The following is a 22,403-nucleotide window of genomic DNA, read 5'->3' on the forward strand; positions in this document are numbered from 1 at the left end:
TCGTGCATTGATGCTGCGCATGCCGGGTGACAACCGGCCGCAACGGAGATGGCGGACGTGGCTCATTTTGCCGGTTTCTGGCCACGACACCAACGCATCGGTACGCGCTGACGCCTAACCCGTTCCCGGCATGCATCCTCTCCGGCCCCAAGGAAGGCTGGGGATAACGGTGACAACTCCCGGCAATCGCGATCCCGCCGCGATCAGAAGGAACTCGCGCCCTGATCGACGGATTGGTGTCCTTGTTGATGCCATCGCCAGCATGATCAGCGGGACACTCTCATGCCGACCCCCTTGGACAAGCAGATCGACCGGATCGTCGCGGAAAGCGGCGGCAGCGTTCACGAGGCGCTACGCGCGCTGATGCAGGTCAACGAACACCTCGAGGCCGAGTTGGCCCGGCTCCACGCCGCGGTGATTTTCAGCTACGCGGTGGGCGACAGCGGGCAACTCCACTAGCGCCAGCTTCCCGGCGGCGTTCATGCCTTCTTCAAGAATTCCGTCCGCAGTACCAAACCCTTGATCTTGTCGGTGCGGCCCTCGATCTCGTCTTCGCTGTCGGTGAGGCGGATGCCGCGGATCATCGTGCCGCGCTTCAGCACGGTGGACGAGCCCTTCAGCTTCAGATCCTTGATGAGGGAGACGTTGTCGCCATCGGCGAGCAGCGCGCCGTTGCAATCCCTGACTTCGATGCTCATGGGTCGGTTCCTTCAGTTTGGTGGCGCAAAGCCAAAGCAGGAATGCCGTCCCGGCGCAATGCTGCGGCGGGCGCATTCAAACGAAAAGCGCGAGGCGGATTGCTCCGCCCCGCGCTTCGTCGCAGGCTGAAAAGCTCAGAACCGGTAGGTGATGCCGGTGCCGATCAGCCACGGATCGAGATTGACCTTGCCGGTGATCGGCGTGCCGCCAGCGAGCGTGCCGCTCCACTCGGGACGCAGCCACAGCTTCTTGACGTCGACGTTGATGCCCCAGTGCTGATCGATCATGTAGTCGAAACCGATCTGCACCGCCGGCGCGAACGCGTCCTTGAGGTGGCTGTCGATCACGGTGCAGCAGGCCGCGCTCTGGCTGAAGAAGAAGGTGTAGTTCACGCCGGCGCCGACATAAGGCTTGAACGCGCCGAACTCGGTGAAGTGATACTGCAGCGTCAGGGTCGGCGGCAGCAGCCAGGCCTTGCCGACGTCGATGCCGGTGAGCGAGCCCGCGCCGGAAACGCTGTGGCGGGTGACGCCGAGGATCAGTTCGGCGGCGATGTTCTTGGTGAAGAAGTAGGTGATGTCCAGCTCGGGCACGAGCGCGTCGGAGGTCTTCAGCGACGAGCCGGCAATCTGATCGACATAGCCCGAGTCACGGGGCACCACGCCCAGCGCGCGCAGGCGGATCATCCACGGGCTGGATTCCGCCACCACCGGCGCCTTGTAGATCGGACGGGTGGCGAGATCGGCGGCGTCGGCGGAGGCCGGCGCGAGGTTGAACGCCGCCGCCAAAGCCAGCGCCGACACTGCAGTCAGAAATTTGGTCATAGGTGCCCCTTTTGAAGCTCGTTCGCGTGAGCGGGAGTTCACGCTGAGGTGCACAAATGCCTGTGAGGGAGGGGCGGGTTTGATCTGAATCAAACGACAAGGCAATTGCTGCGACATTGGGCCGCGCGTGACTTTTGGGTCACGGATTCGCTTACCGCAGCGCGCAAAATACCGCCAGCTCGCGCCCTGAATTCCAGGCTTCGGGCATAGCCAAGCCGTCGCAAGGGCTTACGGGCGCTCGGGATTCCGCATCATGTATTCGCCGAGGTTGCGCTGGGCGCGGTTGGCACGGCTGAGGGCGTTGGAACGCTGCACGTCGCGGTCCTTGCGGCAGGCGACGTATTCGGGCGAACCGGCCGCGACGCCGTTCTGCCGGCAGAACGTGTCGTCGTCGCCGAGATCGGCCGGCGCATCGTTGCGGCTGGCGCAGCCGGCGAGCGCGAGCGCGACGACCGCCAGGACGATCAGGCGTTTCGAGGTTGATGGCATCCAAGGTCCCCAGAGCACGGGCCATTCCGGGGCACTCGCGAAGCGAGCGAACCCGGACTCTCGTGGCAACAACGTCTGGATTCCGGGTTCGCGCGTGACACGCGCGCCCCGGAATGACGTTGCGAGGCTTTGTCTAACCCGAATTGCGGAGTTTGTAAGTCCGCAAGTCGGCCCCTCCCCAGGCTCAGCTATGGCTCTTCAGCGCCGAGGAGATGTCGTCGAGCGCGGTGGGGTCTTCGATCGTGGCCGGCATCGTCCAGGCGTCGCCGTCGGCGATCTTCTTGATGGTGCCGCGCAGGATCTTGCCGGAGCGGGTCTTCGGCAGCCGCGGCACGGTGACGGCCAGCTTGAACGCCGCGACCGGGCCGAGCTTGTCGCGCACCAGCTTGACGATCTCCTTCTCGATCTCGGCCGGATCGCGGGCAACGCCGCTCTTCAGCACGATCAGGCCGCACGGCACCTCGCCCTTGATCGGATCGTTGATGCCGAGCACGGCGCATTCGGCGACGTCCGGATGCGAGGCCAGGATCTCCTCCATGCCGCCGGTCGACAGCCGGTGGCCGGCGACGTTGATGATGTCGTCGGTGCGACCCATCACGAAGACGTAGCCGTCGTCATCGACATAGCCGGCGTCGGAGGTCTTGTAGTAGCCGGGGAAGTCGGCGAAGTAGCTCTCGCGGCAGCGCTCGTCCTGTTGCCACAGCGTCGGCAGATTGCCGGGCGGCAGCGGCAGCTTGATCACGATCGAGCCCATCGTCCCCGCCGGCACCGGCTTGGTGCCTTCGTCGACGACTTCGAGCTTGTAGCCGGGCATCGGCACCGTCGGCGAGCCGTGCTTGACCGGCAACAGGCCGAGGCCGACCGGATTGCCGGCGATGCACCAGCCGGTTTCGGTCTGCCACCAGTGATCGATCACCGGCACCTTGAGCTGCTGCTCGGCCCATTCCACCGTCGGCGGATCGGCGCGTTCGCCCGCCAGGAACAGGGTGCGGAATTTCGACAGATCGTATTTGCGGATGAAGCTGCCGTCGCCGTCTTCCTTGCGGATCGCGCGGAACGCGGTCGGCGCCGTGAACAGCGCCACCGCGCCGTGCTCGGCGATCACCCGCCAGAACGCGCCGGCGTCGGGGGTGCCGACCGGCTTGCCTTCGTACATGATCGTGGTCGCGCCGTGGATCAGCGGGCCGTAGATGATGTAGCTGTGGCCGACCACCCAGCCGATGTCGGAGGCGCACCACCACACTTCGCCCGGCTTGATGCCGTAGAGGTTTTCCATCGTCCATTTCAGCGCGACGAGATGGCCGCCATTGTCGCGGACCACGCCCTTCGGCTTACCGGTGGTGCCCGAGGTGTAGAGGATGTACAGCGGATCGGTGGCGTCGACCGCGACACACTCGGCTTTCTTGCCGGCGGCGAGCGCTTGCTCGCGCAGGCCTGCCCAGTCGTGATCGCGGCCCGGCTTCAGCTCGCAATCCTGCTGCGGCCGCTTCAGGATGATGCAGGCTTCCGGCTTCACCGAAGCGAGTTCGATCGCCTCGTCCAGCAGCGGCTTGTACTTGACGATGCGGCCCGGCTCGATGCCGCAGCTCGCCGACAGGATCAGCTTCGGCTTTGCATCCTCGATACGGGTGGCGAGCTCCTTGGCGGCGAAGCCGCCGAACACCACCGAATGCACCGCGCCGATACGGGCGCAGGCCAGCATCGCCACCATCGATTCCGGCACCATCGGCATATAGAGGATGACGCGGTCACCCTTCTGCACGCCGAAATCCTGCATGATCGCAGCGAGCGTCTGCACCTCGCGCAGCATCTCGGCATAGGTGAATTTGGACGTCGTGCCGGTCAGCGGCGAGTCGTGGATCAGCGCGAGCTGATCGGCACGGCCGCTGGCGACGTGGCGGTCGAGCGCGTTGTAGCAGGTGTTGACCTTGGCGCCGGGAAACCAGCGGCCGTACAGGCCGAGCGAGGCATCGAACACCTTGGTGGGCGGCTCGATCCAGTCGATGCTCTGCGCGACCTCTCCCCAGAAACCCTCCGGGTCGGCCAGCGAGCGGGCATGAACTTCGCGGTAACGGCTGTTGTCATGGATAGTCATGGCGTCACGCTCCCGTGGATCTCAAGGCGGTTTGCCCGCCATGTCCGGCTTTTAGGCGCGGTACGCAACCCCGCCTTTGTTCCTAATCAAGCCGCATCCTTTGGTTCGGTCCGGCCCGGGCGGCATTGTGGCGAGCTGCCAACGGGTTGCAAGCGCCTGCCGGAGAGCTGGGGTCGACGTCTAGCTGCCGCCCGCTCCCGACAATTGCCGCAGGCGTGCTTCCAGAGCGGCGCGCAGATCGTAGCCGGGACGGCCGAAGCCGGCGTCGCGCGCGGCAACGAAGGAAGTGTGTGCCTTCTTCAGCGCAGTACCGCCGGCTGGCCGGCGCTGTCGCGGAGCGCCCGGCGGTACAGAGCGTCGATCCGCCGGTCGAGATCGGCCAGCGCCGGATCGGCGCAGATCGCCTTGTCCACAGCCTTGCGGGCGCCACGGCAGTCGAAGCTCGGCCTGCCGGCCAATGCCTGCTGCATTCCGGCGCGTTCGACCTCGAGCGCCAGCGCCTTGTGGTTGGCACGCGCCGCGACGTGACCAGGCCGCAGCTTCAGGGCGGCGGCGAAATCGGTCAACGCCTTGCGCGCATCGCCCTTGCCGCGCCACAGCTCGCCGCGGGCATTGAGCGCGTCGGGCTGTTTCGGATCGACCCGCAGCGCATCGTCGTAGTCGGCGATGGCGCGATCGACCTGGCCGATCCGGGCGTGGGCGGCGGCCCGCGCCAGCAACGCCTTGACGCGCTGCTCCCGATCGGTCTCGCGGCTGTCGATCACCTTGCTGCACAGCGCGATGGTGTGCCGATCGTCCGGCAGGTTCGCCGCGGCCAGGCACGCGCCCGGATCAGCGGTCGGATCGTCCGGCGGCTCGCCACCGGTGGCGAACGCCGGGGGCCCGGCGACAGCCGCTGCGATCAGGAGACTCGCGGCAATGAAAACAACGCGCATCGATAGAACTACCGCTTCGTACTTCAAATCAGCGTCGTTTCATTCCTCTTCGTCGTGCCCGGGCTTGACCCGGGCATCCACGTCTTTCAAGCGCGCCGTGCACTTGTCCGTGGATGGCCGGGTCAAGCCCGGCCATGACGTGGGGAAGCGTGAAGCGCTGCTGCTTAGTTCACCTTCAGCGTCAGGCCGCCGTCGACCACCAGTTCGATGCCGGTGACGTATTTGGATTCGTCGCTGGCGAGAAACAATGCGGCATTTGCAACGTCCCAGGCTTCGCCCATATGGCCCATCGGCACCTGGGCGTCGCGCGCGCGCCACATCGCGTCGACATCGCCGCCCGCATAGCTGGCGGCGAGGCCGGCGGAGTGCGCCACCATCGGGGTCTTCATCAGCCCCGGCAGGATCGCATTCACGCGGATATGGTCCTTGGCATATTCCCCCGCAGTGTTGCGGGTCAGCGCGTTCATCGCCGCCTTCGAGGCCGCGTAGCTGACATAGGAGATGCCGAGATATCTGATCGACGCGATCGACGAGATGTTGATGATCGACCCGCCACCCTGACGTTGCATTACCGGCACGACGTACTTCATCGCCAGATAGGCGCTCTTCAGATTGATCGCGAACACCCGGTCCCAATCGGCCTCGGAGACGTCGACGACGCCGCCGGTCTCCGCAATGCCGACATTGTTGTCGAGCACGTCGATGCCGTCCCAGGCCTTGACGCAGGCCGCGACCATCGCCTCGACGTCGGCGGCGCGGCTGACGTCGGCGGCAAACGCGATGCCGCGACCGCCTTCGGCCTTGATGATGTCGACGGTCTCCTCTGCGGTGGCGAGATTGCGATCGACGCAGAACACCTGCGCGCCTTCTCGGGCGAACGTCACCGCGGTCGCCTTGCCGTTACCCCAGCCGGGACCGATCGAACCGGCGCCGACCACCAGCGCAGTTTTGCCTTCAAGTCGTGGCATATTCTGTTGTTCCACTACACGCTACGGCCGCGCCATCACGGGCGCGGGCCTACTCCGCCCTCGCCGTCGGGCAACTCGGCACCCGCGACGAGGGCTGATTACGGCGTCCCGTGCGTGAGATCAAACACCTTCTTCTGGTGGGCGACGGCCTGCTTGGCGCTGGCGCTCTGGGTGAAGAGGTCGAGCGAATCCGCATCGTCGTCCGACACCGGCGTCAGCGCCTGATCGCTGTAGGCCAGCCGCTGCGGATCGCGCGCGACGCGGATGCCGATCGCCGCGACTTTGGTGAACGCAGCCAGAATGGCGCCGGTCTTGCGTACGCTATCGAGCGCAAAACGCGGCCAGAACAGCAGCGCATTCGGCGCGGCAAGACCGGGCCGCCGCTCCGACGGGTGCCGTTGCCGGAACAGCCCGCATTGCAGCGGGTGCACACCCTCCACCCGCACGGCGGTCGAGAAGATCGCCAGCAGCTTGACCAGGCTGCTGATCTTGATCCCGGTCGCCGCCGCACGTCGCAGCAGTGTCTCGATGTGCTCGGGCGTGTAGTAACGACTCCATGCCTCGCGATAGATCGCTTCCCATTCGGACCGCGACATCAACGGATGCGCGGTGCAGACGTGCTCGACGTCGTAGGTGTTGAGATCCGGGTCCATCGCAACGCCGGCGCGCCACAACGCCTGATGGTCCTCCGAACCCGGCAGTGGCGTCAGGCAGAAGAATTCCATGACGTCGATCGGCAGTTCGCGCTTGATGATGTCGATGTCGGCGCGGATCGATTCCGGCGTGTCGGCCGGGAAGCCGAGGATGTAACCGGCCAGCGTGATGATGCCGTGATCCTTCCAGGCCAGCAGCATCGTGCGATATTCGGTGATCTTGTTCTGCCGCTTGTTGGCGGTGAGCAGATTGGCCGGATTGATGTTCTCCAGCCCGATGAACACTCGCGTCACGCCGGCGCGCTTGGCCTTCTCGATGAAGCGCGGGATCTTGTGACACAGGGTGTCGACCTGGATCATGAAGCCGAGCGGGATGTCTTCGGTCTCGCGTATCTGGATCAGCCGGTCGAGGATCGCCTCCCAATCCTTGTTGCGGGCGAAGTTGTCGTCGGTGATGAAGTACTTGCTGATGCCCTGCGCCCAGTTTCGGCGCACCATCGCCTCGATGTCGTCGGGGGTGCGGTAGCGCGACTTGCGGCCCTGCACGTTGATGATGGTGCAGAACGAGCACTGATACGGACAGCCGCGCCCGGCATCGACGCTGGTCGACAGGCCGAGTGTCCGCTTGATGGTGGCGAGCGGCAGATACGGCGCCGGCACGCCCTCGATCCCGGGCAGATCGTTGAGGAAGTTGTAGACCGGCTGCAACTGCCCGGCCGCCGCATCCTGCAGCACGCCGTCGAACCGGCCGCCCTCGGCCTCGCCGGCAAACATCGCCACGCCCATGTCGCGGCAGTCGTCGAGCCCGATCGCCTTGCCGTCGAGCATCGCCAGGCAGCCGGAGACGTGAAACCCGCCCATCACCACCGGCACGCCGCGGACGCGGAACGGCCGGGCGATGTCGAGCGCGCGCGGATATTGGTTGGACTGCACCCCGACCAGCGCCACCAGACCGAAATTGCCGTTGCGGGCGAAACGGTCGAGCAGCGCCGGAACATCGATCCGGGTATTGAACTCGTCCATCGCCTCGATCTCGAACTCGACATCGGCGCCGAGCACCTGGCGTGCGGCTACATCGGCTGCGATGCCGTACAGCGTGGCGAGCGAATTGGAGGGGATGATCCCGCGCCACCAGCGCAGGACGTAGCCGTCGTCGTCGTAATGCGACGGCTTGATCAGCAGCAGTATGAACTTCCGCTTCGCGCATGCGACCGGACCCATCGGTGACACCTTTCCCTGGAACCGGCCGAGCGCCCGCCGAGCGGGCGATCTGTATCGCCTGCACTGTGCCTGCGCTTCCGCTGAGACCGCAAGCGATTATTCGGAAGCAGGGGGGGCGTTATTCAACCGGCAGCAATGCGCTGAAAGGCTAGTCCGGGCAGCTAATGAGCGTGATCGGCTGCGCGCCAATGGGGTGTCCGACGATCTCGGAGAAGCTGCGGCAGCCTCCCTCCGCGCACAGCCGCCATTCGCCCGCCATCCCGGAGTTGCCGAGCATCAGCTCGCGCTGCGGCGGGCGCGTCACCCGCCATTGAAACCAGCCATCGACCAACCGCGCCTCCGGCGCCGGCTCCATGCCGGCACCGCTGCCTTTGACGCGGGCGGCGATCAGCTCAAGGCCCTGCGGGGTCACCCGCCAGTCTTCCTGCCATTCGGTCTTCTCGATCGAGTGCGTCCAGGCCAACGTGAAGGCGGCGACCGCCAGCGTCTTGATCACGCCGGCGGACGCGACGCAGAGGCTCATGCCGCGGCTACCGCGCTACGCGGCCGCTGCCGCCATTGCCAGCCGACGATCAGCGCCGCGATCACGAAACCCGCATAGTCGCTGTAGCGAAATTCGCCGAGCAGGCAGACCGCCGCCGCAAATGCCACCAGCCGCTCGACCACGGTCATGCGGGTGAACAGAAAACCGATCGACGCCATGCCGAACAGCCCGATCGCGAGCAGCGCCTTCAGCGTCGCATACAGCACGGCGCCGTAGAAGCCGAGCTCCGCGGCCATCGCGTCGCCGGGCTGCAGCATGAGGGCCGGCGAGTACACCGCGATGAACGGGATGACGTAGCCGGCGAGCGCGATCCGCATCGCCTCCCAGCCGATCTTGTCGGGCTTTTCCTTGGCGATCGGCGCCGCCGCCAGCGCGGCCAACGCCACCGGCGGCGACAGGTCGGCCATGATGCCGTAGTAGAACGCGAACATATGGCTGACGATCAGCGGCACGCCGAGATTGGCCAGCGCCGGCGCAGCCAGTGCCGCGGTGATGATGTAGGTCGGGATGGTCGGGATGCCGGTGCCGAGCAGGATCGACAGCAGCATGGTCATCACCAGCGCCAGAAACAGGCTGTGCTCGCCGAGCCCGATCACCCAACTCCCGAACACCGTGCCGACGCCGGTCTGCGTCATCATGCCGATGATGGTGCCGACGATGGCGCAGGCCATGCCGACGGTGAGCGCCGATTTGGCGCTGTCCGCCAGCGAATCCCGGCACGCGACCAAAGTCGCGCGGCCGCCGCGGGTGATCGCCGTGATTGCCACCAGCACCGCGACCACGATCAGGATCTGCATGATGTCGAGGCCGTCGCGCGACACCGCGCCGACCACCAGCGCCAGCCCGATCCAGAACACATAACGCAGCACCGGCCTGGAGAAGCCTTGCACGATGGAAGCGCCGAGGATCAGCGCCACCGTCAGCGCCAGCCCCATCGAGCCGGCATACAGCGGGGTGAAGCCTTCGAACAGCATGAACACCAGCGCCGCCAGCGGCAACACCAGGTACCAGCGGGCGACCACGGCGCGCCACGCGCTCGGGATCTCTGACTTCTTCATCCCGACCAGGCCATGCTTGCCGGCCTCGAGATGCACCATCCAGAACGCCGAGGCGAAGTACAGGAACGCCGGGATCACCGCCGCCTTGACGATCACCGAGTAATCGACGCCGAGCGTCTCGGCCATAATGAAGGCGACCGCGCCCATCACCGGCGGCATGATCTGGCCGCCCATCGAGGCGGTGGCCTCGACGCCGGCTGCGAAGGCGCGGCGGTAGCCGAACTTGATCATCAGCGGGATGGTGAACTGGCCGACGGTGACGACGTTGGCGACGCCGGACCCGGAAATCGTGCCCATCAGCCCCGAGGCGAACACCGACACCTTGGCCGGACCGCCGCGGCTGCCGCCGAACAGGCCGAGCGACACGTCGGTAAAGAGCTGGATCATGCCGGCGCGCTCGAGGAACGAGCCGAACAGGATGAACAGGAAGATGTAGGTCGCCGAGACGTAGATCGGCACGCCGTAGAAGCCCTCGGTGCCGAACGACAGATGGGTGACGACCTGATCGAAATCATAGCCGCGATGATTGAGCGGCGCCGGCAGATACTGGCCGAAGAACCAGTACAGCAGGCAGACGCCGCACATGATCGGCAGCGCCGGTCCCATCAGCCGCCTCGTGCCCTCGAAGATCAGCACCGCCAGCAGCGTGCCGACCACCAGATCGAGATGGGTCGGGTCGCCATCGCGCAGGATCAGGTCGGCGTAGAAGATCCACTGATACAGCCCACACAGAAAGCCGAGCGCGCCGATCGACCATGCGATCGCGCGGCCGAGATCGGTGCGGGCGGTGAAATTGCCGATCAGCCCGAAGGTGAGCAGCAACAGGAAGCCGACATGAACGCCGCGCACCACCTGGCTCGGCAGCACGTTCCAGGCCGCGATGACGAGCTGGAAGCTGGCAAAGGCGATCGCCACCGCATAGGCCAGATGACGCCAGCCGCGCGGACCGAACCCGGCCGGAAACCCGTGCTCGAAATTGTCGAACTCGACCTTGACGGCTCCGGGAGCCTGTTCGACCGCAACCTCAGCCTTCAGCATGGACGCCCGTTTCCGCCGCGTGGTTCGTTGTGGGGTTTGTTATATCGGCGTCATGGCCGGGCTCGACCCGGCCATCCGTCCTCTTCGAAGAGCGATGGATGCGCGGGTCAGGCCCGCGCATGACGATATCACGGGTGTTCGAGGTCGCGCTTACTTCAGCACGCCCTTTTCCTTGAAGTACTTGATCGCGCCGGGATGCAGCGGGACGGGACTGTCGGCGGCAGCGGCCTCCAGCTTGATACCCTTGCCGGCCGCATGGGCGGTGGCGAGTTCCGGCAGCGATTCATAGACCAGCTTGGTCATCTGATAGGCGAGATCGTCGGACACCGCGCTCGAGGTCACCAGATAGTTGACCACAGCGGCGGTCGGCACGTCCTTGTCCTGCCCCTTGTAGGTGCCGGCCGGGATCGTCTCGGCAACGAACGGCGGGCCGATCTTGTCGACCACCTCCTTCGGCACCGCGACGACGTTGATCTCGGTGGAGTTCGACAGATCCTTGAGCGAGGCAACGCCTAAGCCGGCGGACTGCAGCGTGGCGGCAAGCTGGCGATTCTTCATCAGGTCGACAGACTCGGCGAATGGCAGATACTCGACCTTGCCGAGATCCTTGTAGTCCATTCCGGCCGCTTTCAGGATCGCCCGCGAGTTCAGCTCGGTACCGGACTTCGGCGCACCGACCGAAAGACTCTTGCCCTTCAGGTCGGCGAGGGTCTTGATGCCGGTGTCCGCGGAGGCGACGATCTGGATGTAGTTGGGATAGATCGCGCCGATCACCCGCAGCTTGTCGAGCTTGGCCTTGAAGCCGGCTTCGGCATCGCCGTCCCAGGCGGCTTTCAACGAATCGCCGAGGCTGAAGGCGATCTCGCCGCGGCCCTGCTGCAACAGGTTGAGATTCTCGACCGACGCCTTGGTGGCCTGCACCTGCGCCTTCACGTTCGGGATCTTCTCGCCGTAGATCTTGGACAGTGCGACGCCGAGCGGATAATAGACGCCCGAGGTGCCGCCGGTCAGCACATTGACGAATTGCTGAGCGCGGGCCTGCGGCGCCGCCAGGATCATGACCGCAGCCGCGGCGACACCGAACAATCGGACCTTCATGGACAGTTTTCTCCCCTGGGTTGTTTGATACAAACCTGACCGCCCGGACAGCCGCGGTCAACCCGCCAAATCGGCGATCCCGGCCGACGGCGGAACCCGAAGGCGCCAGCGCGGTTTGTATGGTCCCGTTCTGTCCAGCCGAGAGGTCGCCGTGCCGCCTCCCTCGACCCAGCCGTCGACGCAGCCGCTGGACGCGCTCAATTTCTTTCTCGCCGACGTCCGCGACGGTCTCGGCCCATATTTGGCGATCTATCTGCTGGCGGTACAGAACTGGGACGAAGCCTCGATCGGACTGGTGATGTCGATCGCCGCCGCGGCCGCAATCGTGGCCCAGACTCCGGCCGGCGCCCTGATCGACCGTTCCACCGCCAAGCGCGGCCTGATCGTCGCGGCGGCGGTCGTAGTTACGGTGGCGTCGGTGCTGCTGCCATGGCTCGACAGCTTCGCCCTGGTCGCCGCCACCCAGGCGGTGGCGGCTGCGGCCGGCGCGATCTTTGCCCCCGCGGTGGCGGCGCTGACGCTCGGCATCGTCGGTCCCCGCGCCTTCGCCCGCCGGACCGGCCGCAACGAAGCCTTCAACCATGCCGGCAATGCGGTGGCCGCGACGCTCGCCGGCGCGTTCGCCTACGGGTTCGGCCCGGGCGTGGTGTTCTGGCTGATGGCCGCGATGGCGGTGGCCAGCATCCTCGCCACGTTGTCGATTCCGGCCGACGCGATCGACGACGAGGTCGCCCGCGGCCTTGGTGACGCCCCCGCGCCCGGCGCGCATCACGAGCAGCCTTCCGGCTTCAAGGTGCTGCTGACCTGCCGGCCGCTCTTGATCTTCGCCGGCGCCACCGTGCTGTTTCATTTCGCCAATGCGGCGATGCTGCCGCTGGTCGGGCAGAAGCTGGCGCTGGTCAACAAGAATATCGGCACCACGCTGATGTCGGTGTGTATCGTCGCTGCGCAGGTCGTGATGGTGCCGGTGGCGGCGCTGGTCGGACACAAGGCCGACGTCTGGGGCCGCAAACCGATCTTCGCAGTCGCGCTCGGCGTCCTCGCACTGCGCGGCGCGCTGTATCCGCTGTCCGATGCTCCGTTTTGGCTGGTCGGCGTGCAACTGCTCGACGGCGTCGGCGCCGGCATCTACGGCGCGCTGTTTCCGCTGGTGGTGGCCGACCTGACCCACGGCACCGGGCATTTCAACATCAGCCAGGGTGCGATCGCGACGGCGGCCGGCCTCGGCGCCGCGCTGTCGACCGGTTTCGCCGGCCTGATCGTGGTCAGCGCCGGTTACGGCGCGGCGTTCTTCACTCTGGCCGGGATCGCGGCCGCGGCTCTGGTGCTGTTTCTTGCGCTGATGCCCGAGACCCGCGGTCGCGGCACCGCCGCGCCGCCGGCAGCGCCCGCCACCCAGGCAGCGCCCGCCGAATAGAGCAAAACAACGAGAACGCGGGGACGAGATACTTGCTGCCGACGCTCACGGCTCCGTCAACAACCTCAAGGTCGCGAGCAGGCGCCGTTCATTGGTGGGCTTACCGACATTGGGCACCCCCGCCAGAAAAATCGCGCCGCCGACGTTTTCCGGCTTGTCGTAAGCGCTGGCGACGGCGAACGGCACGTTACGGGCCTTCAGCATCTCCGCCACCGGAGTAACGAGCTCGCCAGCGAGGTTGACGTCCAGCATCGCCACCGTCGGCAGGCCGTCTTCCAGCAGCCGCAGCGCCTGCTGAACGCTCGGCACCGGACCAATGACCGTCCAGCCGTCGCCTTCGATCATCCGAGCGAGGTCCATGGCGATCAGGAATTCGTCCTCGACGATCAGAACGGTCTTCTGCACGAGCAACTTTCAACTCGGGAGCGGTGCACTCCTCAGCGGGATGGCGATCTCGGCTTTCAAACCATCGACCGCATAATCCAGTTCCGCCCGGCCGCCGAGGCTGTAGCCGGCGACCGCGCGGATCAGCTCCGTTCCGTACCCGGTCGTCTCCGGCGGCGTCACGGCCGGCCCTCCGGTCTCGATCCATTCGAGCCGGAGTTCGTCGGTGGCCGGATCGATCCGCCAGCTCACGCGGACCTGACCGCGGCCGGCCGCCAGCGCACCGTATTTGACGGCGTTGGTCGCCAGTTCGTGAATGATCAGGCTGAGCGACACCAGGGTACGGGGGGCGAGCTCGACGGCGGGACCGGGCTCGATCGCGATCGCCGCCGGGCTGGACCGATACGGCGCAAGCACGCGATCGAACAGGCTGATCAGCGCGGTCTCGTCCTGCTTGGAGAAGGCGAGATCCTCGGCCTCCATCAACGCGGTGAACCTGCCCAGGAAATCGTCGCGGAACTGGGCTGCGGAGCGCCCGTCCACCGCGGTCCGGCGGGCGATGGATTGAATGACGCCGAACAGGTTCTTCATCCGGTGCCGAATCTCGCCCAGCAGGATGTCCTTGGCGGCGTCGCGCTTGTAGCGCTCGGTGGCGTCGACGATCGACAGCAGCATCGCATGGCTGGCATTGTCCGGGTGCACCAGCGTCCGCGCCGTCAGCAGCATCGTTCTGGGCCCGAGCCCCGGGAAGTCGTGCTCGACCTCGTAGTTGATGATCGCTGTCGCCTTGGGAATGACCTCGAGCAGCAACCGGCGCAGGTCCGGGATGTCCCATTGCCCGTTGCCGAGTTCGAACAGCGGCTGGCCGATGGTCTCGTAACGGTCGACCTTGAATGTCTCGAAGAACGACCGGCTGGCACTCTGGACCGTGAGACTGGCGTCCAGCACGAGCATCGGGTCGGCGACCGTGTCGACGATGCCCTGCGCCTGGACGTGGCTGGTGCGCAGCAGCCGATAAAGATCTTCCATATTCATACTGGCTACTCGGCAATGACGGCGCAGGCTATCGATAAAATCCAACAATCACAATCCGGTGTCGTAGTGGCCGTCGGCCGCGCTTCATATCGCGATGATAGTCAGATCAGGATACGCCTTCGGCGTGCAACCGAGAGTCAGACTGCGATGTTCCGCTTCCCTAACATGCCCGACTTCGACCGCCGCGCGCTCCTGCGCGGCTTGCTCGGGGCCGGCGCGCTGGGGCTGGTTTCGCGCCGCTCCGATGCGGCGCAGCCGGTATCGTTCAGTTCCGATCCGTTCACGCTCGGTGTCGCATCCGGCGACCCAGCGCCGGATGGCTTCGTGCTGTGGACCCGGCTGGCGCCCGAGCCGCTGAAGGCTCGCGGCGGCATGCCGGCCCACCCGGTCGACGTGACAGTGGAGATCGCCGACGATCCAGCGATGACCCGCATCCTGCGTAGCGAACGGACCATCGCCTATCTCGAACTGGCGCATGCGGTGCACCTCGAGGTCGAGGGGCTGTCGCCGGCGCGCGACTATTTCTACCGCTTCCGTGCCGGCGGCGCCGACAGCCCGATCGGTCGCGCCCGCACCTTGCCTGCGCCCGACTCAAAGCTGCAGCAGCTTCGCTTTGCCGCAGCCGGCTGCCAGCGCTGGGAGGGCGGCTACTATTCGGCGTGGCGTGCGATCGCCGAGGATCAGCTCGACTTCGTGTTTCACTACGGCGACTACATCTACGAATACGGCTTCGTGGAAACCGACAAGGTCGGCGCACCGTGGCCGCGCACGATGCCGAAAGACTTCGCCGCCTGCTACACGCTGACCGACTATCGCCGGCGCTACGCGCTTTACAAGTCCGATCCGGATCTCAAGGCCGCGCACGCCGCCTGCCCGTTTCTGCCGAGCTTCGACGACCACGAGATCGCCAACAACTGGGCCGGCGACAGCGACCCGAAACACACCCCGCCCGAGGCCTTTCTGTTTCGCAGGGCGATGGCGCTGCAGGCGTGGTACGAGCACATGCCGGTGCGCCGGGCGCAGCGGTCGCGCGGACCGGACGTTACCGCGTATCGCGGCTTCCGGTTCGGCGCGCTCGCCGACCTCGCAGTGCTCGACACCAGGCAATATCGCTCGCGCCAGCCCTGCGGCGACGGTCTCGTGACGAACTGCACCGAGGCCGAAGCGGCGGACCGCACCATGCTGGGCGCCGCGCAGGAGCAATGGCTCGCCGCCCGGCTGAAGCAGAGCGACGCCACCTGGCGGGTACTGGCGCAGCAGGTGCTGTTCGCGCCGCTGGACTGGCGCGGCTTTCCCAGGATCGCCGACACCGGCGTTCCGGTGACCGATGTCGATACCTGGAGCGGCGCCGCCGCGGCGCGCGACCGGGTGGTCGCGATGCTGAGCGATGCCGGAGCCAGCAATGTCGTGGTACTGAGCGGCGACCTGCACCGGGCGTTCGCGCTCGAGCTGCGTCGCGATTGGCGCGATCCCGGCTCGCGGTGCGTCGGCGTGGAATTTCTCTCGACGTCGATTTCCTCCGCCGGCGGCGCGCCCCAGACCGAAGCCGCACTGGCCACAATGTATCGCAACAATCCGCATCTGAAGTTCTTCAGCGATCAGCGGGGCTACACAAGGCACACCGTGACGCCGCAGCAATGGCTGGCGGAATTCCGCGCCGTCGACACCATCGCCGTACCCGGACACCCTGCACGGACCGTCCGCTCGCTCGTGGCCGAAGCAGGCCGGCCCGGACTCATCACTCGCTAACGACGATCACAGGACGTAGCACCGCCGCGCGCGGCCGCGCTGGTCCTCGCCGAATCGCGCGCGTAGGATCATGCTGGCTGCTTGATGTCGCCGGCTGCGCTGCAGGGAGGCGCCGTACGCAACAGCCGAAGGCAATCAGCGCCAAAGGAATCGATGATCGAATTCATCCCTCCGCGATCGCATATCGACCGGCGCAGCCTGCTGTGCGGGGGCGCCGCAGCGGTCGCGCTGCCGCTGCTGCCCCGCACTGCACGTGCCGCCGACTGGCCGGCTCGGCCGGTGAGGCTGGTGGTGCCGTTCTCGCCGGGCGGCACCACAGACATGCTGGCGCGGGTGATCGCCGCGCGCCTGACCACGCATTACGGGCAGGACTTCGTCATCGACAACAAGGGCGGCGAGAGCGGCAACATCGCCGCGTCCTTCGTCGTCAAGGCGCCCGCAGACGGTTACACCTTCATCGTCGGCACCCCCGGCATTCACGCCACCAACCGGCTGGTGTATCGCTCGATGAGCTACGATCCGGTGACCGACTTCGCGCCGGTGATCGTCATCGCTCACGTCCCCAACCTGCTATCGGTTACCAGATCGCTGCCGGTCCACAGCGTCGCTGAGCTGATCAGCTACGCGCGTCAGCGTCCGCGCGAGCTGTTCTACGGCGTCTCGGCGCTGGGCTCGACCGGCCATCTGTCGACCGAATTGCTCAAGACCCTGACCGGGATTGAGATCACGCCGGTGCCCTACAAGGGATCGGCGCCGATGCTGCGCGATCTCGCCGAAGGCGGGGTGCATCTCACCATCGACAATCTGCCGGCGTCGAAGCCGCTGCTCGACGCCGGCAAGATCCGTCCGCTGGCGGTGACCACCGCCAGACGCTGGTCGCCGCTACCCGACCTGCCGACCGTCGCAGAGGCTGGCGTGGCCAACTTCGAAGCCGCATCCTGGTTCACCATCGGCGCGCCACGCGGGACATCCAGCGAAATCATCACCAACCTCAACGCCACCATCGCGGCCTTTCTCGGCAGTGACGCCGGGACAGCACAACTCCGCCGGATCGGAGCCGAGCCCGGCGGCGGCTCGCCGCACGATATGCACCATCACGTGCTGGCAGAGGTCGCCCGCTGGGACAAAGTGGCGAAGATCGCCGGAATCTCTCCGCTGTAATTGCTGGCCACGCGTTGCAGACGTGCAAGATGGATCAGCCCTCGCCCGGCCGGAGATCTGAATCGCGACGGCAGCATGAACCTAACCCCGTCCAATCGTGCGCGTTTCAAAAGATCGCATTTGAATCATAGGCATCCGTTTAACCCTACCCGGGACTTAGTGTGGGTTTCGGTTTAATTCCACATTTTGAACGCTCTCCAACCCGTAAAGTTTGGCGCGTTATTTCGGGGGGTGGGACCATGAGAGCAACGACAGAAGCGGACGTGTGCGTACTTGCCGGCGGTTTCGGCCGCCGCAAGGTGGCGCCGCGCGTCTGCATCGTCGATCGCAAGCCGCACTTGCGAGCTTTCCTGGCCGACGCGCTGGAGGAGTTTCGATTCGTGGCCGCGGAATGCGCCGGCGCGCTCGAACTGCCGGCGCGGCTGGCCGAGCATCGGCCCGACCTGCTGGTGATCGGCTCGACCATCGACGGCATCGAGGCGGAGGCGATCCTGGATACGCTCGCGGCGACCTGCTTTACCGGCAGCGTACTGACGATCGCGCCGCGCGAAACCATCATGTCGGACGCGATCCGCCGGCACGGCGCCGCACGCGGCCTGACGATGCTGTCGCCGCTGGCGACGCCGTTCAGCGCCCACACGCTCGGCCTCAGTCTCGCGCCGTTGCTGCCGCAGGAACCGCCGCCCGAACCGGAGGTCGACGCCACCGAAGCGCTCAAGGCGGGCTGGCTCGAACTGTGGTATCAGCGCTGCGTCGATGCGCACTCGCTGACGCCGCAGGGCGCCGAAGCGCTGCTGCGGATGCGACATCCGAACTGGGGGGTGGTGTCGCCCTCGGCTTTCCTGCCGGACGGCAGCGATCCGCATTTCCGGGCGTTGTCGGAATTCGTGATCACGCGCGTGGTTGCCGACTGGCACTATCTGCTCGAGCATCAGGGCCCGATCGACCTGTCGATCAACCTGCCGGTGAGTTTCCTCGGCAACGAGCAGGCGCTCGCCGACCTCGGCGCGTGGATGCCGCAGCACCCGGCATTCGGCGGGCTGATCGTCGAGGTCGACGCCGCCGAGGTCGTCGATCACCTGGTCGAACTGACCGAGATCGCGCACCGGCTGCGGCTGCGCAACGTCGCGATCGCGATCGACAAGGTCGGTGCCGAGTGGCCGGCCCTGATGCATCTCGACGCCTTCCCGTTCGTCGAACTCAAGGTCGACCGCTCATTCGTCACCGGCTGCGCCGACGACCGGCTGAAGCGTTCGGTATGCAGGCGGATCGTCGAGCTCGCCGGAGACTACGGCGCGCGCTGCACCGCGACGGGAATCGAGACCCGCGCCGACTTTCAGGCCGCGCACGAGCTCGGCTTCGACAAAATGCAAGGCTATCTGTTCGGCAAGCCGATGGGACTGAAGAAGTTCGCCCGCGCCGCGCATGCGCGGCCCGTCGCGATGCACGATTGAGCGCCTGCCACCATCAGGACAGCATCGCCTAGTCGAACGCCATTTCCAGGCACTTCGACACGTCGTCGCCGAGGCCGGACGCGATGGTGACGCAGCCGCGCACCCGGCGCTGCTTGGTGTCGGCCGCCCACACCACATAGCCGCCGGCGCCGAAGAACGCGTTGGTGTTGGCCGGCTCGGTCTCGGCGCCGTCGAACTGATAATCGCCGTCGGCATCGAAGATCCGCGGCCGCCTGAAACAGCCGCCGTCGGTCTGGACGTTGATCACTTCCTTGTTGTCGCGCGTCATCGCCAGGCTGATGACGCAGCGGAAGTTCTCCGAGGTCTTGACGTTGAACAGATAGGCGTAGGACCGGCAGGTGGCGGTCACCAGCTTGCCGGGGCTCAGGCCGCGGCTGCACGAGATTCGCTGGTTGCTGCTCAGCCGGTACTCGTCGGCCGAAGCCGGCACCGCTGCGGCCGGCGACAGCATCGTGACGGCCAGCCCGGCGCAGATCCATCCAGCTCGCATGGCGCGTCCGTGCATCGTCATCCTCCTGCTGCGGTCGTCGGGCATCGATCGCGACTCGCGTGAGCGGACCATAGCGGCGCGCCGGTGCCCGCAAAATCACAAAGTCGCATCGCGCCGCGACGACACGCTTCCGACATCGAGGTTCGGCAATCTTGACGCAGGATCGTCGTTCGTGATTTGTTCAAGCCGCGCGTCATGGGTGGCGATGGACGGTCCATTTCGAATCGCCGCCGACGCGCCCGCCTCGGAGCCCACCGATGACTGCCTCTCGCATCGCCCTGTTGCTGACCGCCGTGACGCTGGCGGTGCCGATCCCGGCCGTCCGCGCCGACACCGGCGAGCCGTGGATGCTGTCGACCGACACGGGCTACGGCTATACCCGCGACGGCAAGACGATGACGTACCGGATGGGCACCAACAACGCCAAGGATCTGTTCAAGGGCGCCAAGAAGGTGCCGCGCGAGACGCTGTTCTTCATGGGCGCCAACGGCCAGCTCTACATGCGCTCCGGACCGTTCCTCGAAGGCGACGGCCACTTCAGGTTCGGTGCCGATCAGTAGCGCCGAACTCGACTGCGCTTCAGCGCTGTGCGCCGGTTTCGAACGCGGCGAATAGTTCACGCGCGCCGGGATTGTTGCTGTTGGCGTCCATCCGCGCATCGGTGATCGCGAGCAGCTTCGCCACCGTGTTGTGACGGATCGCCACCGGATTGCGCTCGTAGCCGGAGCGCTGGAAGAAGTTCGCGGTCGGCACCACTTCGCGCATCTCCTGCGGCATCGTCACCATGTCGAGCCCGGTGCTGTCGCCGGTGAGATTCATCATTTCGAGTTCGGCCGCGGTGAGCCGATCGCGATAGCCCTTGCGCTGCGCGAACACCACCGAGGTCAGGAGCTTGTGGGTCTGCAGCAGCGGTCCGACGTCGACGTCCAGCACCAGCGCGTGCACGCCCCAACCTTGCGGGGTGCGGCCGAGCTTTTCGTGCTCGCTCCAGGTGCCCGGGATCGAGCGCGCGAACGCCACCATCCGCTTCACCACCGCGATCTTGCGGTCGAGCGCCTGACGCCGCGGGCCCGACATGGTCGCGGCCTTGTCGTTCAGCGATTTGAGGATCTGATTGCCCTGCTCGGCCAGCAGCACCAGGGTGTTGGTGGTGAGGAGCTGATTGTAACCGATCGCGGTCGAGATCGCGCGCGAACCCGGCCGGGTCTTGCTGAGCCCCGACTGCATGTCGTGATCGCCGTTGCCGCCGGTCTCGAACGCATAGACCCGCACCGCCTGATCGCGGGTGAGGCCGGCCTCGCGCGCGGCGCGGGCATAAGCGCGCTTGAACTCGGCCTCGCTCGACGGGCGCTGCGGCGTGAACTGATAGTGTTCGGCGGCGGCGCGCACGAAATCGGCGACCACGGGCAGCGACTTGCGCTCGCGTGGCGGCTCGGTCGACGGCTCCGGATCGATCGGCCGCTTCGGCCCGGTATAGACCGGCGGCTGCACCAGAACGTAGTCGTCCATCGTGATCTGCTCGCCGGTGCGGCGCTTGGCGTTGCGGATGCGGCGCCGCTCGGCGATCGCATCCCAATAGGCGCCGGCGTCACGCTCGAATTCGGCGCGGGCGGCCTGATACTGCTGCAGCCGGTAGCGATATTCGGCGATCGCCTGCGGCGAGGCGGCCTGCGCCATCGCGTTAGCCACCGATGACGGCAGCGGCACCGCGGTCTGGGCGAGCGCGTGGGATCCAAAAGCGAGCAGCGCGACCGGCGCGAGCCGGGCGAGATGGATGATCGAATGAGCCATGCCGCATCCTCGCCCGATAGGGTGAATGAACCGTTGCCTCACAGTTTGCGAGCCGCATCACAAGCTGTGAACCCGGCGATTGTTTGTTTGAGAAAACCGTTCCGCATTCGTGCGACAGCGCACAGCGCGGGCTACTTCCAGGCGAACACCGGCTGCTCCAGCTCGGCGACGCGGGTGACGCGGCCGGCCAGCACTTCGCGGAACTGATAGATCAGCGCCGCGGTCGGGGCGTGGATGAAGTCGCCGTCGTAACGGAACCGGACCACGCGGCGGTCGCTCTCCGGGATCGAAGTAAAGTCGAACGCATCCGGCGGCGCGATCTCGCCGAGGCCGACGTGATGCACCGAGGCAACCTCGTCGGGGTTCGGCGCAAGCGGTCCCGCAGCGGCGGCCCACGCCACCACCGGCGTCACCAGATAGCCGGAACGGGTCGGATAGTCGTCGAGGATGCCGAGCACGTCGCCGGCGCGCAGCGCGAGGCCGAGCTCCTCGTGCAATTCCCGCAGCGCGGTTTCGGGCGCGGTCTCGCCGGCATCGCAGCGGCCGCCGGGCAGCGCCCATTGATACGCGTGCGAGCGCAGCCGCGGCGAGCGCCGTGTCAGCAGGAACGCCGCGCTGCCGTCGTCCGCCGCCACCAGCGCGATCGCAACCGCGGCGCGCTTCAATCCGGCCGGCGTCAGCCCGTGATCGTGACGCGGAAAATCCGCGCAGCGCGCGGCGATCAGGGCTCGGGTGGCGGCGTCGTGCGCGTGGCTCATCCGTCTTGACTACACTGCGCGCCTGACCGAGGAAACCGTCGCCGCGCCGCAAAAAGATAGGCCATGCGGCGACGGAGAGCCGATCGATGACCGAGACCACCACCGCCCGCAGCATGAAGGCCGATGGCTGGAGCGTGATCCACGACGACGGCTTCATCGATCTGGTCGGGCCGCTGTGGCACCGCTGCGTCGACGGCACCCACGAATACGCGATCGCGACCGCGGCCAAGCACCGCAACAAGCGCGGCCTGGTGCAGGGCGGGCTGATGATGACGCTGGCGGACCGCACCTCGGGCATCGCGGCGCGCGATCAGTCCGGCGCGCCGCATCTCGCCACGGTGCAGATGGACACGCATTTCGTCGATGCCGCCGAGATCGGCGACCTGCTGATCTCGCGGCCGCGGGTGGTGCGATCGACGCGCAGCCTGATCTTCACCTCGACCGAAATCAGCGTCGACCGCCGCTGCATCATCCTCGCCCACGGCGTGTTCAAGATCGTGCGGCCGCGCTGACGGCCGCCC

At 66.5% G+C, this 22,403-nt stretch carries 22 protein-coding genes; 7 read left to right on the plus strand and 15 right to left on the minus strand.

What is annotated here, in order from left to right; genetic code table 11:
* Positions 1–282: 282 nt before the first annotated feature.
* A complete protein-coding gene (locus tag FLL57_RS23395; RefSeq protein ID WP_185966157.1) occupies positions 283–459 on the plus strand; it encodes a hypothetical protein in 177 nt (58 codons plus the stop codon).
* Between the two features lie 20 nt (positions 460–479).
* On the opposite strand, the gene FLL57_RS17745 is transcribed toward FLL57_RS23395, so the two are convergent.
* From FLL57_RS17745 to FLL57_RS17790, 10 genes are all read right to left on the minus strand, one after another.
* On the minus strand, positions 480–698 hold the full coding sequence (locus FLL57_RS17745; RefSeq protein ID WP_011160033.1) for an alkylphosphonate utilization protein: 219 nt from the start codon (positions 696–698) through the stop codon (positions 480–482).
* 135 nt (positions 699–833) lie between these two features.
* Positions 834–1,523: an OmpW/AlkL family protein gene (locus tag FLL57_RS17750; protein ID WP_047307914.1), complete on the minus strand. Its 690-nt coding sequence runs from the start codon at positions 1,521–1,523 to the stop codon at positions 834–836.
* 228 nt (positions 1,524–1,751) lie between these two features.
* On the minus strand, positions 1,752–2,012 hold the full coding sequence (locus tag FLL57_RS17755; protein ID WP_142883568.1) for a hypothetical protein: 261 nt from the start codon (positions 2,010–2,012) through the stop codon (positions 1,752–1,754).
* A gap of 184 nt (positions 2,013–2,196) precedes the next feature.
* Positions 2,197–4,107, minus strand: a complete 1,911-nt coding sequence (locus FLL57_RS17760; RefSeq protein ID WP_142883569.1) for a propionyl-CoA synthetase — start codon at positions 4,105–4,107, stop codon at positions 2,197–2,199.
* A gap of 299 nt (positions 4,108–4,406) precedes the next feature.
* Positions 4,407–5,042, minus strand: coding sequence for a tetratricopeptide repeat protein (locus FLL57_RS17765; RefSeq protein ID WP_235677164.1), 636 nt, complete (start codon positions 5,040–5,042; stop codon positions 4,407–4,409).
* A gap of 164 nt (positions 5,043–5,206) precedes the next feature.
* A complete protein-coding gene (locus FLL57_RS17770) occupies positions 5,207–6,010 on the minus strand; it encodes an SDR family NAD(P)-dependent oxidoreductase (protein ID WP_142883570.1) in 804 nt (267 codons plus the stop codon).
* 98 nt (positions 6,011–6,108) lie between these two features.
* Positions 6,109–7,884 (minus strand): B12-binding domain-containing radical SAM protein, encoded by a 1,776-nt coding sequence (locus FLL57_RS17775; protein ID WP_142883571.1) that lies wholly within the window; start codon positions 7,882–7,884, stop codon positions 6,109–6,111.
* A gap of 148 nt (positions 7,885–8,032) precedes the next feature.
* Positions 8,033–8,407, minus strand: coding sequence for a DUF1850 domain-containing protein (locus tag FLL57_RS17780; protein ID WP_142883572.1), 375 nt, complete (start codon positions 8,405–8,407; stop codon positions 8,033–8,035).
* Positions 8,404–10,524 carry a TRAP transporter permease gene (locus tag FLL57_RS17785; protein ID WP_142883573.1) on the minus strand — a complete coding sequence of 707 codons (2,121 nt, stop codon included), beginning with the start codon at positions 10,522–10,524 and terminating at the stop codon, positions 8,404–8,406. Before FLL57_RS17785 ends, FLL57_RS17780 begins: the two co-directional genes overlap by 4 nt.
* 150 nt (positions 10,525–10,674) lie before the next feature.
* On the minus strand, positions 10,675–11,622 hold the full coding sequence (locus FLL57_RS17790; protein ID WP_142883574.1) for a TAXI family TRAP transporter solute-binding subunit: 948 nt from the start codon (positions 11,620–11,622) through the stop codon (positions 10,675–10,677).
* A gap of 151 nt (positions 11,623–11,773) precedes the next feature.
* On the opposite strand from FLL57_RS17790, the gene FLL57_RS17795 reads away from it, so the two are divergent.
* A complete protein-coding gene (locus FLL57_RS17795) occupies positions 11,774–13,039 on the plus strand; it encodes an MFS transporter (RefSeq protein WP_142883575.1) in 1,266 nt (421 codons plus the stop codon).
* 45 nt (positions 13,040–13,084) lie between these two features.
* On the opposite strand, the gene FLL57_RS17800 is transcribed toward FLL57_RS17795, so the two are convergent.
* Both FLL57_RS17800 and FLL57_RS17805 read right to left on the minus strand, forming a co-directional pair.
* Positions 13,085–13,444: a response regulator gene (locus tag FLL57_RS17800; protein ID WP_185966158.1), complete on the minus strand. Its 360-nt coding sequence runs from the start codon at positions 13,442–13,444 to the stop codon at positions 13,085–13,087.
* A gap of 9 nt (positions 13,445–13,453) precedes the next feature.
* Entirely contained in the window at positions 13,454–14,458 is a 1,005-nt protein-coding gene (locus FLL57_RS17805) for a PAS domain-containing sensor histidine kinase (RefSeq protein ID WP_142883577.1), read from the minus strand.
* Between the two features lie 147 nt (positions 14,459–14,605).
* Here FLL57_RS17805 and FLL57_RS17810 point away from each other — a divergent pair, with 147 nt between their 5' ends.
* The 3 genes from FLL57_RS17810 (at position 14,606) to FLL57_RS17820 (ending at position 18,822) form a co-directional block, all read left to right on the plus strand.
* On the plus strand, positions 14,606–16,207 hold the full coding sequence (locus FLL57_RS17810; protein WP_142883578.1) for an alkaline phosphatase D family protein: 1,602 nt from the start codon (positions 14,606–14,608) through the stop codon (positions 16,205–16,207).
* Positions 16,208–16,360: 153 nt separating this feature from the next.
* Positions 16,361–17,368: a Bug family tripartite tricarboxylate transporter substrate binding protein gene (locus tag FLL57_RS17815; protein ID WP_142883579.1), complete on the plus strand. Its 1,008-nt coding sequence runs from the start codon at positions 16,361–16,363 to the stop codon at positions 17,366–17,368.
* A 239-nt stretch (positions 17,369–17,607) separates the two neighbouring features.
* The gene (locus FLL57_RS17820; RefSeq protein WP_142883580.1) at positions 17,608–18,822 is read left to right on the plus strand and encodes an EAL domain-containing response regulator; all 1,215 of its coding nucleotides are present in this window, start codon (positions 17,608–17,610) and stop codon (positions 18,820–18,822) included.
* Positions 18,823–18,850: 28 nt separating this feature from the next.
* Here the strand turns inward: FLL57_RS17820 and FLL57_RS17825 are convergent, their stop codons facing one another.
* Complete coding sequence (locus FLL57_RS17825; RefSeq protein WP_142883581.1) at positions 18,851–19,348, minus strand: hypothetical protein; 498 nt, start codon at positions 19,346–19,348, stop codon at positions 18,851–18,853.
* 242 nt (positions 19,349–19,590) lie between these two features.
* On the opposite strand from FLL57_RS17825, the gene FLL57_RS17830 reads away from it, so the two are divergent.
* Complete coding sequence (locus FLL57_RS17830) at positions 19,591–19,893, plus strand: hypothetical protein (protein WP_013504365.1); 303 nt, start codon at positions 19,591–19,593, stop codon at positions 19,891–19,893.
* A 19-nt stretch (positions 19,894–19,912) separates the two neighbouring features.
* Here the strand turns inward: FLL57_RS17830 and FLL57_RS17835 are convergent, their stop codons facing one another.
* Together FLL57_RS17835 and FLL57_RS17840 are read right to left on the minus strand one after the other, a co-directional pair.
* Positions 19,913–21,124, minus strand: coding sequence for a hypothetical protein (locus FLL57_RS17835; protein ID WP_142883582.1), 1,212 nt, complete (start codon positions 21,122–21,124; stop codon positions 19,913–19,915).
* A 131-nt stretch (positions 21,125–21,255) separates the two neighbouring features.
* Positions 21,256–21,882 carry an NUDIX hydrolase gene (locus tag FLL57_RS17840; RefSeq protein WP_013504367.1) on the minus strand — a complete coding sequence of 209 codons (627 nt, stop codon included), beginning with the start codon at positions 21,880–21,882 and terminating at the stop codon, positions 21,256–21,258.
* 86 nt (positions 21,883–21,968) lie between these two features.
* Here FLL57_RS17840 and FLL57_RS17845 point away from each other — a divergent pair, with 86 nt between their 5' ends.
* Complete coding sequence (locus FLL57_RS17845) at positions 21,969–22,394, plus strand: PaaI family thioesterase (RefSeq protein ID WP_047308652.1); 426 nt, start codon at positions 21,969–21,971, stop codon at positions 22,392–22,394.
* Positions 22,395–22,403 lie beyond the last annotated feature (9 nt).

This window comes from Rhodopseudomonas palustris, assembly GCF_007005445.1.
Lineage (GTDB): Bacteria > Pseudomonadota > Alphaproteobacteria > Rhizobiales > Xanthobacteraceae > Rhodopseudomonas > Rhodopseudomonas palustris_G.